This window comes from Halomonas sp. GFAJ-1 (genome assembly GCF_000236625.2).
Taxonomy (GTDB): Bacteria; Pseudomonadota; Gammaproteobacteria; order Pseudomonadales; family Halomonadaceae; genus Vreelandella.
The window spans coordinates 1-12,097 of sequence record NZ_AHBC01000060.1 but is presented as its reverse complement, the minus strand read 5'-3'; the positions used below and the strand labels follow the sequence as shown (position 1 = coordinate 12,097).

The 12,097-nt window shown below is 54.2% G+C and carries 9 protein-coding genes; 2 read left to right on the top strand and 7 right to left on the bottom strand.

The genetic code is table 11. The annotated features are described in order from the left end of the window. Positions 1-407: 407 nt before the first annotated feature. Positions 408-1,343, bottom strand: a complete 936-nt coding sequence (gene pssA, locus MOY_RS15660) for a CDP-diacylglycerol--serine O-phosphatidyltransferase (protein ID WP_009101685.1) — start codon at positions 1,341-1,343, stop codon at positions 408-410. A 162-nt stretch (positions 1,344-1,505) separates the two neighbouring features. Next, positions 1,506-2,522 carry a ketol-acid reductoisomerase gene (ilvC, locus tag MOY_RS15655; protein ID WP_009101683.1) on the bottom strand — a complete coding sequence of 339 codons (1,017 nt, stop codon included), beginning with the start codon at positions 2,520-2,522 and terminating at the stop codon, positions 1,506-1,508. A gap of 216 nt (positions 2,523-2,738) precedes the next feature. On the opposite strand from ilvC, the gene ilvY reads away from it, so the two are divergent. Then, entirely contained in the window at positions 2,739-3,626 is an 888-nt protein-coding gene (ilvY, locus tag MOY_RS15650; RefSeq protein ID WP_009101681.1) for an HTH-type transcriptional activator IlvY, read from the top strand. 95 nt (positions 3,627-3,721) lie between these two features. Here the strand turns inward: ilvY and ilvN are convergent, their stop codons facing one another. The 5 genes from ilvN to rluD form a co-directional block, all read right to left on the bottom strand. After that, positions 3,722-4,213, bottom strand: coding sequence for an acetolactate synthase small subunit (gene ilvN / locus MOY_RS15645; protein WP_009101679.1), 492 nt, complete (start codon positions 4,211-4,213; stop codon positions 3,722-3,724). Further along, positions 4,213-5,937 (bottom strand): acetolactate synthase 3 large subunit, encoded by a 1,725-nt coding sequence (locus tag MOY_RS15640; protein ID WP_009101677.1) that lies wholly within the window; start codon positions 5,935-5,937, stop codon positions 4,213-4,215. The genes ilvN and MOY_RS15640 overlap by 1 nt, the downstream gene beginning before the upstream one ends. A 494-nt stretch (positions 5,938-6,431) precedes the next feature. Further along, the gene (gene clpB, locus MOY_RS15635; RefSeq protein ID WP_009101675.1) at positions 6,432-9,011 is read right to left on the bottom strand and encodes an ATP-dependent chaperone ClpB; all 2,580 of its coding nucleotides are present in this window, start codon (positions 9,009-9,011) and stop codon (positions 6,432-6,434) included. A gap of 155 nt (positions 9,012-9,166) precedes the next feature. Beyond that, positions 9,167-9,922 carry a peptidoglycan editing factor PgeF gene (gene pgeF, locus MOY_RS15630; protein ID WP_009101673.1) on the bottom strand — a complete coding sequence of 252 codons (756 nt, stop codon included), beginning with the start codon at positions 9,920-9,922 and terminating at the stop codon, positions 9,167-9,169. Beyond that, positions 9,919-10,878 carry a 23S rRNA pseudouridine(1911/1915/1917) synthase RluD gene (rluD, locus tag MOY_RS15625; protein WP_009101671.1) on the bottom strand — a complete coding sequence of 320 codons (960 nt, stop codon included), beginning with the start codon at positions 10,876-10,878 and terminating at the stop codon, positions 9,919-9,921. The genes pgeF and rluD overlap by 4 nt, the downstream gene beginning before the upstream one ends. 210 nt (positions 10,879-11,088) lie before the next feature. Between rluD and MOY_RS15620 the strand changes: the two genes are divergently transcribed. Continuing rightward, positions 11,089-11,901, top strand: a complete 813-nt coding sequence (locus MOY_RS15620) for an outer membrane protein assembly factor BamD (RefSeq protein ID WP_009101669.1) — start codon at positions 11,089-11,091, stop codon at positions 11,899-11,901. Positions 11,902-12,097 lie beyond the last annotated feature (196 nt).

Genomic DNA, 12,097 nt, shown 5'->3' with positions numbered 1-12,097 from the left:
GCATCAAACTTGGCTCAAGGTTCAAACGAATTCATTCAAACTTACGTTTTCATGACCGCTTGCCTTGATATTTGGTGATTTATCACCCTCATCGGCAAGCGCCCACATGAATTACCTGATCAAATTGTTAAAGAGCGTTTCGCTAATAACCGGCTTGCCGTTGAACTGGCTTGCCTCAGCGAGGAAGGCGTATTCTACGCATTTCCTGGTGGTTGTCAACCGCTGTTTTCAGTGACTGAATCCAGCGAACGAGGCGAGCCACACAACTGCTCTAACCTACTGACAAACCGAAGGTTTTCACCTTCATTCACCGCTGGTAACGCTTGGCGCCCCCGGCAGCGGATGCGTACTTTACGGATTCGCCGCCGTCTTGGCAAGGGCTTTGTTGAAAATAAGTCGAAAAATTCTCAACTTTTGGCTTTTGCCTTGCGCATCAAAGCTAATACCGGACCAGAAGCCACATAGGCACCAAAAAGTAGTAGTAGCATTACTGAGGGCTCGACCGAGATCATAACGAACCCTAGCACCACTGCTAAAAGCACCACGAAAGGCACTGGCTTTTTAAAATCTAGGTCTTTAAAGCTGTAATAGCGAATATTACTGACCATCAAGATACCCGCAGCACCAACAACAAACAGCATCAGCAACTTGAAGCCAAAAGCATCTGCATCAAAACTGTGGAAGGTCCAGACACAAGCAGCCACAAGCGCCGCCGCTGACGGACTGGGCAAGCCGATAAACCACTTCTTATCAACACTACCGATTTGCACATTGAAACGCGCCAGGCGTAAGGCTGCACAGGCTACGTAGAGAAACGCCACGACCCAGCCTGTTTTACCGATATCTTGCAGAATCCAAGTAAACGCCACCAAGGCAGGCGCCATTCCAAACGAGATCATATCGGCTAGACTATCGTACTCAGCGCCAAACTCACTTTGGGTATTGGTCATCCGGGCTACACGGCCATCCAAACCATCCAACACCATCGCAATAAATATCGCCACTGCGGCGGAGGTGAACTCGCCGTTAATACCTGCTACCACCGCGAAGAATCCTGAGAACAGCGCAGACGTGGTGAACAGATTGGGTAGTAAGTAAATACCTTTGCGACGGATTTTCTTGCCGTTTTCAACCGCCTCTTCAACGACCTCAGTTTCCCGTAAGAAAACGGCGGCGAGATCTTCATTACTTACAGCATCGTCGCTAACCGTGTCATTACTAAAAGCATCGTGCCCAACATCGCCTTGAACGACCGCCTCGTCACTACTTGCTGCCTTCTGGCCTTTCTGAGACGCTGACTGCGGGGTCTTTTCGTGCTCTTGATCGCGAGCATTCTGGGTCATAAATATCATCCGTTTGAAGTGAAGCCACAAGAACTGTGATCTCTTTTCATTCTACACGGTGGCGCTAACTCAGCCAGTCAATTGCAGCATGCAACGTCAAACGCCTCGGGGCGCGACAATGCGCGCCCCGAGGTTCTAGTTAATGCACTAGCCGTTAACCACTTAGTTTTTCGATTTATCAACCAGCTGATTAGCGGCAATCCACGGCATCATGCCACGCAGCTTAGCACCCACTTGCTCAATTTCGTGCTCAGCATTCAGACGGCGACGTGCGGTCATGGACGGGTAATTAGTGCTGCCTTCCTGAATAAACATTTTGGCATACTCACCCGTTTGAATACGCTTGAGTGCATTGCGCATTGCTGCACGCGACTCATCGTTAATCACCTCAGGACCAGTAACGTACTCACCGTACTCCGCATTGTTGGAGATGGAGTAGTTCATGTTAGCGATACCGCCTTCATACATCAGGTCAACAATCAGCTTAAGCTCATGCAGGCACTCGAAGTACGCCATTTCCGGTGCATAACCCGCTTCCGTCAGGGTTTCAAAACCGGCTTTTACTAGCTCAACCGCACCACCGCACAAAACCGCTTGCTCGCCGAACAGGTCGGTCTCAGTCTCATCCTTGAAAGTTGTTTCGATGATACCGCTACGGCCGCCACCAACGCCTGCCGCATAGGAAAGCGCCAGCTCTTTAGCATTGCCCGATGCATCTTGGTGAATAGCGATCAGGTCAGGAATACCGCCACCCTTAACAAACTCAGAGCGCACGGTATGACCCGGCGCCTTCGGCGCGATCATGATCACGTCGAGATCTTTACGCGGCTCGATCTGGTTGTAGTGAATGTTGAAGCCATGGGCGAACGCCAGTGTCGCGCCCTCTTTAAGGTTCGGCTCGACTTCTTGCTCGTAGATAGCCTTTTGGTTTTCGTCCGGTGCCAGAATCATGACCACGTCAGCGGTTTTGCACGCTTCCGGTACGCTAGCCACTTTTAAACCAGCCGCTTCTGCTTTAGCAGCGGAAGAGGAACCTTTGCGCAGCGCGACGGTGACGTCAACGCCAGACTCTTTCAGGTTGTTGGCGTGGGCATGCCCTTGAGAGCCGTAACCAACGATGGTGACTTTTTTGGCTTGAATAAGGGACAGGTCACAATCTTTATCATAGTAAACGTGCATGGCGCAGCTCCAAAAATAGTATTCGATCAAAAAGTGATCATTGTATGGTGATGATTTTCATGACGCGTGTCAGCGTTGATGGCCACCCGTGCCGTCTTGTGCAGCACTGGGATTCGGCGTTGAGGCCACTCTACGACAGTGCGCCTATTGCGTAAAACGCTATGTTTGCAACACACTATTTCATATTATGAAATTACGCATGGTTTGAGGGTTACTATGGATTTCCGCCTACTTAAACACGTGGTCACTCTGTCAGAGACGCTACATTTTGGCCGCGCTAGCGAGCTTTGCCATATTAGCCCTTCGACGCTTAGCCGCTCTATTCAGCAGGTGGAAACTGAGCTAGGCACTCGCCTGTTTGAGCGGGACAACCGGCATGTGACGCTCACTTCTCAAGGCAGTACGTTCCAACACTACGCCCGAGAGACGCTAGAGCAGTGGGAAGCGCAAAAGCGTACATTGGCAGCCACCACGGCGCAGCTGAGCGGTGAAATCAGCATTTATTGCTCGGTGACGGCCAGCTACAGCTTTCTGTATGAATTATTAAGTGATGTGCGCACTCGCCATCCCGGCATTGAACTCAAACTGCATACTGGCGACCCCGCTGACGCCATGTCACGGGTACTAGAGGGCGCAGACGATATGGCGATTACCCCTCGCCCGCGTATTCCCCCCAGCGCGCTCGCGTTTAAATCGCTAACCCGCTCACCGCTGCTGTTTATTGCACCGACAGAAGCCCACCACTGGCTACCGCGCAAACCCGAAAGCTCAACAGCCGAACAGTGGCAGCACGTGCCGATGATTTTGTCGGAAGCCGGGCTCTCCAGAGAGTTTGCGAATACGTGGTTTAAAGCGATGGGCATTTCGCCGCGCATTTATGCCCAGGTAGCGGGTCACGAAGCGATTGTGAGCATGGTTGGGCTGGGGTTTGGCGTAGGGGTGGTTCCGAAAATAGTGTTAGATAACAGCCCGCTGGCAGAGCGTGTGCAAGTGCTAAATGTAAAACCCGAGCTACCCCACTACGATGTAGGGCTTTGCGTACTCAATCGGCGGTTAAAAAACCCGATAATTGATGCTTTTTGGGCAGCGGTAAACGCGCGTTAACGCGTTTGGTGGCAGGGCATCACTCATAAACAAGCCGCCCGACAAAGGGCGGCTTCTCACTGGTACAACGAACAACGACAGCGGCAAAGCGCGACTTACAGCGACAACACTTTATCGCCGCGAGCAATACCGGATACCCCGGTACGCGCCACTTCCAGAATGCCTACCGGCGCCATGGCCTGAAGAAAAGCATCCAGCTTGCCCGCGTCGCCAGTAATCTGAACGGTATAAAGGCTTGGCGTTACGTCGACGATCTGTGCACGGAAAATATCCACCGTACGCTTAACTTCATCGCGAGCAGCGCCTAACGCTTTCACTTTCACCAGCATCAGCTCCCGCTCAATGTGATTACCTTCGGTCAGGTCGACCAGCTTCACCACATCGATCAGTTTATTAAGATGCTTAGTGATCTGCTCGATCACCCGGTCATCGCCAATGGTAGTGACCGTTAAGCGAGACAGCGACGGATCTTCCGTCGGTGCCACGTTCAGCGTTTCAATGTTGAAGTTACGCTGGGAGAACAGCCCGACCACACGTGACAGCGCACCCGGTTCGTTTTCCATCAGAATCGAGATGATATGACGCATCAGGTACGCTCCGTTTTAGACAGCAGCATGTCACGCATAGCACCTAACGGCACCTGCATCGGATAGACGTGCTCAAAAGGGTCAACCTTCACATCCAGGAACACCAGCTCATGCTTGTTGGCAAAGGCACGCTCTAGCGCCGGCTCCAACTCCTCAAGGGTATTCACGGTGATCGCGGTAAATCCGTACGCCTCAATCAGCATATGGAAGTCTGGCAGCGACTCCATATAAGAGTGCGCATGGCGGGATTTGTAGTTCAGATCCTGCCATTGGCGAACCATGCCAAGCGATGCGTTGTTGAGGTTTACAATTTTGACGCCTATGCCGTACTGCTTACAGGTCGAGAGTTCCTGCATCATCATCTGGAAGCTGCCTTCACCGGTGACGCAAACAACGTCGTCATCTGGGAAGCTCTGCTTGATGCCCATGGCCGCAGGGAACCCAAAGCCCATGGTGCCCAAACCGCCCGACGTGATCAGTCGGTTAGGCTTGTCGAACTTGTAGTACTGGGCCGCAAACATCTGATGCTGGCCAACGTCAGTGGTCACGTAGGCTTCACCGCGAGTAACACGGCACAGCGCTTCGATCACTTCCTGAGGCTTCAACACTTCGCCTGGTTTGGAGGGCTCGTAGAGCTTCCCTTCGCGCTCGGCGCGCCAGCCATCGATCTTTTGCCACCAGTCGCTCAGCGCTTCTGGCTGCGCAATTGATTGGCCTTGCACCAAGCTGATCATTTCATTAATAACGCTAGACGCTGGCCCAACGATAGGCACATCCGCACGCACGGTTTTAGATACCGAGCTTGGGTCCACATCCACGTGAATGATTTTTGCCGTGGGGCAGAATTTCGACGTGTTGTTGGTCACTCGGTCATCAAAACGCGCGCCAATGGCGATAATTAAATCCGCATGGTGCATGGCCATATTGGATTCATACGAGCCGTGCATACCCAGCCAACCCAGACACTGCCGATCGCTTTGCGGGTAGGCACCAATGCCCATCAGCGTGGTGGTAATGGGGAAGCCGAGCTGTTTAACCAGATCAGTCAGGCCTTCACTCGCCTTGCCCAACACCACGCCGCCGCCGGTATAAAATACTGGGCGCTTGGCTTTCAGCATCAGCTCAACGGCCTTTTTGATCTGGCCGGTGTGGCCACGAGTCACCGGGTTATAAGAGCGCATCTTGACCTTCTTCGGGTAGACGTACTCATAACGCTCGGTGGGCGCGGTCATGTCCTTGGGTATATCGACGACCACGGGGCCAGGGCGTCCAGTAGCGGCCAGGTAGTAGGCCTTTTTAAGCACTTCTGGAATTTCAGACGGATGCCGAATTGAGAAGCTGTGCTTCACGATGGGCCGCGTCACGCCGACAATATCGGTTTCCTGGAAGGCGTCATCGCCAATCAGGTGGCTCATTACCTGGCCACATAGCACCACCAATGGAATCGAATCCATATAGGCGGTCGCAATGCCGGTGACCGCATTGGTAGCGCCAGGGCCAGAGGTCACCAGCACGGTTCCAGGCTTGCCGGAAGCACGGGCATAACCGTCGGCCGCATGAGTCGCTGCCTGTTCGTGACGCACAAGAATGTGCTTCACCTTGTCCTGACGGAACAGCGCATCATAAATGTGCAGCGCTGCGCCGCCGGGATAACCATAAATGTACTCAACGCCCTCATCTTGTAAGAAGCGGGCGATCATATCTGCGCCGGAAAGCAGTTCCACTGTATTTCTCCCCTAGAGGTCTCGAGTGCGATCCGCAGGACATCCTGCGGTGTCGAGTGCGGCGGTATGCCGCTGCCGGCCCTTGCCGGCACCTGATGCCAAACCCTGGCATATGGCCCGGTTAGGGCCTGCACTCTCATCGGAAGCACTCATTTATTGCGATATAAATCAGTGGCTCCCTCACACGGCGGTTTGCCGTGTCGGGGCGTTGGCCAGGTTGGGCGGTTAGCCCAAACCCGGAAGTCCTTCGGCGGGTAAAGGCCATTGCCTACCCTTCGCGCGGGGATTAGGGGTTGCCCGTTGGTTCCGCGCCCGCAAATCAGGAACCCACAAGATTCCATTAGCGCCCTCAGCCTGTCAACCTCCGATCAAGACAAACGCAACAAACGTCGCCGTAAGCCATTAAAAAAGCCCCGCTAGCAGAGCTAACGGGGCTTTTGCCCTATTCAATTGCGCAGGGCGATCACTTGCCTAAGCGTGTAACCACGCATGCATTACTCAAATATTAATTTCCCTTCACCCGCGCTGATATGAATAGTATCGCCGGGGGCATACTTACCTGCCAGCAGATCTTGGGCCAACGGGTTCTCAATCCGGCTTTGAATCGCCCGCTTGAGCGGCCTTGCCCCATACACTGGATCGAAACCGACGACCGCCAGCTGGGCCATGGCGTCATCGCTGATCTCAAGGCTCAAATCATGTTCCGCTAAGCGTGCTTTCAAACGCTCCAACTGAATACCGGCAATGGCCTGAATTTGCGTTTGACCCAGCGCGTGAAACACCACCACTTCGTCAATACGGTTAATCAGCTCAGGGCGGAAGTGATTACCCACCACCTCCATGACCGTGCTCTTCATGACCTCATAGTCGTTATCATCACCGCCCATGCGCTGGATAATATCCGAGCCCATGTTGGAGGTCATGACGATCACGGTATTACGGAAATCCACCGTACGGCCTTGCCCATCGGTCAAGCGGCCATCTTCGAGCACTTGCAGCAGGATATTAAACACATCCGGATGCGCCTTTTCCACTTCATCTAGCAACAGCACCGAGTAGGGCTTACGGCGCACCGCTTCGGTTAAGTAGCCACCCTCTTCGTAACCCACGTAGCCTGGGGGTGCACCAATCAAACGCGCCACGGAGTGCTTCTCCATAAACTCCGACATGTCGATACGCACCATCGCTTCTTCCGTATCGAACAGGAAGTTAGCCAGCGATTTACATAGTTCTGTTTTACCCACCCCGGTGGGGCCGAGGAACAAGAACGAGCCGTTGGGTCGATTGGGGTCGGCAAGACCCGCCCGGGAACGGCGTACGGCATTAGCCACCGCCTCTACCGCTTCATGCTGGCCGATGACCCGCTCATGCAGCGCCTCTTCCATGCGCAACAGCTTATCCCGCTCGCCTTCCAACATTTTGGAGACGGGAATGCCTGTCCAGCGGGAGACCACTTCTGCAATCTCTTCTTCGGTGACGTTAGAGCGCAGCAGCTGGTGGCTGGCCGTATCCGCCTCGCCTTCCCCTGCTTCGCTAATCTTTTTCTCAAGCGCCGGAATTTTGCCATACTGAATTTCCGACATACGCCCTAAATCACCCTGGCGACGCGCCTGCTCAAGGTCAATGCGCGCCTGCTCCAGCTCTGCTTTAAACTGGGCTGCGCCTTGAATACTGGCTTTCTCTGCTTTCCAAATTTCGTCCAAGTCAGCATATTCACGCTCTAACTCGTGGATCTGGTTGTTCAACGCGTCAAGGCGTTTCTTAGTGGCTTCGTCGGTCTCTTTCTTAAGCGCTTCGCGCTCCATTTTCAGCTGGATTAGGCGACGATCCAGTCGATCCATCTCTTCAGGCTTGGAGTCCAGCTCCATGCGGATACGTGACGCCGCCTCATCGATCAAGTCGATCGCTTTGTCGGGCAACTGCCGATCCGTGATGTAGCGAGTAGACAGTTTCGCCGCCGCAATGATCGCAGAGTCGGTGATATCCACACCGTGGTGGACCTCGTAACGCTCTTTCAAGCCGCGCAGAATAGCCACCGTATCTTCTTCAGACGGCTCATCCACCAGCACCTTCTGGAAGCGGCGCTCCAGCGCGGCGTCTTTTTCGATGTATTTGCGGTACTCGTCCAGCGTTGTAGCGCCCACGCAGTGCAACTCACCACGGGCCAACGCAGGCTTAAGCATGTTGCCCGCATCCATCGCGCCTTCAGCCTTGCCCGCGCCCACCATAGTGTGCAGCTCATCGATAAACAGGATGACCCGGCCTTCTTCCTGGGAAAGCTCTTTAAGCACGGCTTTCAGACGCTCTTCAAACTCGCCACGGAACTTAGCGCCCGCCAATAACGAGCCCATATCCAGCGAAAGAACGCGCTTATCTTTCAGGCCTTCAGGCACTTCGCCGTTCACAATACGCTGCGCCAGCCCTTCGACAATGGCGGTTTTACCCACCCCTGGCTCACCGATTAGTACCGGATTATTTTTGGTGCGCCGCTGCAGCACCTGGATCGTGCGGCGGATTTCGTCGTCGCGTCCAATCACCGGGTCCAGCTTGCCGTCTAGCGCACGCTGGGTAAGGTCCATGGTGTATTTGTTAAGCGCTTCACGCTGGTCTTCAGCGTTAGCATCGTCAACGGAAGCACCCCCGCGAAGGCTGTTAATCGCAGCTTCAAGGGATTTGCGGTTAATCCCTGCCTCTTTCATCAACTTGGTAATCGCTGAATTCATTTCCAGCGCTGCCAGCAGTACCAGCTCAGAAGCGATGAACTGGTCACCACGCTTCTGCGCTTCCCGGTCGGTTAAGTTGAATAGCTTGATGAAGTCACGGGAGGGCTGAACATCCCCGTCGAACTGGCTTACCTTGGGTAAGTTATCTAACTGCTGCACCAAACCATCACGCAGGCGCGAGCTGCTGCCCTCGGCTTTTTCAACCAGAGCTTTAACGCCGGTGTCTTTAGTATCCAGCAGCGCCAGCAGCAAGTGCGCAGGGTCAAGCTGATTATGGCCGTGCCCAACCGCAAGGGACTGCGCCTCAGAAATGGCGGCCTGTAACTTGGCAGTAAATTTATCGAATCGCATGGAGTACCTCCTGGGGGTGCCGTGCGTTTGGACGCACGGTGTCTCCCAATAACGTGTCTTAAATGTGCTAAAAACGTTTAGCTTGACAAGTTAAATGGCGTCAGTTCCACACATTTCAAGAGGGCCGCATCACAAGCATAAAGGAATAGCGCTACTTAGTTGATCCAGATCACACTGGCCATGCGCCCGGTGTTGCCATTGTCACGGCGGTGGGAGTAAAAGCGCGACTCGCAGGCGGTACAGAAATGCCCGCCGCTGATGTGGTGAATCCCCAGCGCCTCTAAACGAAAGCGCGCGAGCCGATATAGGTCTGCCATGTAGTGGCCCAGGCGATAGGGGCTGTGATCAAACGCGTCCGCCGTTTCAGGGTGTACCGCGACAAACGCGCCGTATACCTCAGGGCCTACCTCAAACTGGGCGTTAGAAATAGCAGGGCCTAGCCACACTAAAATATCGTCAGGGTCACAGTTCATCGCAGCGACAGTGGCTTCCAGCACACCGCCTGCTAACCCTCGCCAGCCCGCGTGGGCCACCCCCACTTGCGTGCCTTGGCGGTTACAAAACAGTACCGGTAAGCAATCGGCCGTCAGTACCACGCAGGCATAGTCGTTGCTGCTGGCAACCGCCGCATCGGCTTCCGGCGTATCGCTTTGGTAGCTCTGCTGCACGCGCGCACCATGGGTTTGGTTGAGCCATAACAGCGGGCGCTCATCACCGATCTCTTTATGCATCAACCGACGGCACAGCGCGACGTGATCAGTGTTGTCGCCTACGTGGGTCGCTGGGTTGAACGCTGCAAAATCATCTTGGCTTGGCCCTGTTTCCCGAGTGGTGACGAACGCCCGTACATTTGCAGGCGCGGGCCAGTCGGGTAACAGCAGCGTGGGCTTTAAATCAAACGCATCGCTCATCGCATAGTCTCGTTGTCTTCGCGCAGGTAGTCCAACAACATTAGCAGATCATCGGGTAGATCGATCTGAAAAGTAAGTGTTTCACCACTCACCGGATGCACAAAACTCAGTTTGCGGGCATGCAGCGCCTGGCGCGGAAACTCACGCAAAATCTCTTTTAACGGCTCAGCGGCACCCGGAGGCAGTTTGGCACGGCCGCTGTAAAGCGGATCACCAATCAGCGGGTAGCGGGCATGGGCCATGTGGACGCGAATTTGGTGAGTACGCCCGGTTTCAAGCGTGCAGCGCACGTGCGTATGGGCGCGAAAACGCTCCACTACGCGGTAATGAGTCACCGCTGGCTTGCCCGCCGTGGTTACCGCTTGACGCTTACGGTCTTTCGGATGACGGCCAATGGGCGCATCAATCGTACTACCTGCTACCGGCTTGCCAATCACCACTGCATCATACTGACGCGATACGCTGCGCGCCTGGAGCTGTTCGACCAGCGCCGTTTGGGCAGGCAGGGTTTTGGCGACCATCATCAACCCAGTGGTGTCTTTATCCAGGCGATGGACGATCCCCGCCCGCGGCACCTCCGCTAACGCCGGATGATGATGCAGTAGCGCATTCAACAAGGTGCCATCGGGATTTCCCGCTGCAGGATGCACCACCATGCCAGCAGCTTTATTAATTACCATCACCGCATCGTCTTCGTAGACAATATCTAGCGGGATATCCTGGGGCTCAAAGCGCGTATCTTCTTCAATGGTCGCTTTAAGCACCAGCATTTCGTGACCGTGCAGCTTCGCTTTGGGTTTTAGTTTTGCGCCATCGACCGTTAATTCACCGGCGTTAATCCACGCTTTCAGGCGTTCGCGGGAGTAGTCACTGAACAACTCCGCCGCGACTTGGTCAAAGCGTGCGCCTGCTAGCGTGGCCGGTACCCGCTGCGTCGCTTCAACGATACGAGACATGCAGCACCTCTTCGATACACGAAAAACCTAGCCATGGCATGAAAACTTTTCCTTTAACGGCACCCGACGAAACGTTACTCAGAACATCGCTAAGCCTGCGTTTTGCGTCGAGGTGATTTATAGTGGGCTAACTGCGACCTATTCTACCATTTCTACTTATGGCCATCGTCGCTTTTCGGTGATTGAGGCTTGTTTGCAACGAGGATGATGATGCGCGTTTTTTCCGCTGCCAACCGCTTTGGCGCCCTAGCCTTGAGCCTTGCCCTTTTAGCAGGCTGTGCCAGTAATGGCTCAACCTCTGATGAGGATGATGAATTTGCGGGCGTACAAGAGCGCGAACTTTATGAGTTAGCGCGCACGGCGCTAGATAGCAATCGTTTCCCTATCGCCATTGAGCGCTTGGAAGCACTCGACACCCGCTACCCCTTCGGGCCACATGCCGAGCAGGCGCAACTTGAACTCATTTACGCCTACTACGAAAACAAGAACTGGGAAGAAGCCCGGGCTGCAGCTAGCCGCTTTATCCGCTTGCATCCTGACCATCCCCAGGTTGATTACGCCTACTATTTGCGCGGCCTTTCCGCTTGGCAAGCCGGGCGCTTTAGCCTGGAGCGGCTGCGCTTAATCGATATTTCAAAGCGCGATTTGGGCGCCTCCCGGGATGCGTATAACGATTTCCGTGAGCTGATTCAGCGTTTCCCGCAAAGCCAATACGCCCCCGATGCTCAGCAGCGTATCGTTTACCTGCGTGAACTGCTGGCTCAGCACGAGCTACACGTTGCTGACTACTATTTACGCCGCGGCGCTTACTTAGCCGCCGTTGAGCGGGGCCGCTGGGTTATAGAGAGCTACCCCGAAGCGACCGCCACCCGCGACGCCCTCGCCACGATGGTAGAGGGTTATAAAGGGCTGGGGATGGATGACCGCGCCAGCGAAGTGCTCGCCGTATTGCGGGAGAATGCCCCCGACCATGCGCAACTACGTGGCAGTCGCTTCGTACCCAAACACGGCAGAAGCAATTGAGAGGCTGTCTGCACCTGCTATTAGCTTAGTCCTTGTACAACTTTAAAAACCACGCCTCGGCGTGGTTTTTTGCTTTATCGCACAAAAGCTTAATCAATAAAAACTTAATTAACAAAAACTTATCTATACGAGAATAAAATGCTCCTATGGATTATTTACACAAAACATATACAAAGAGTTGTACAAAAACCTATAA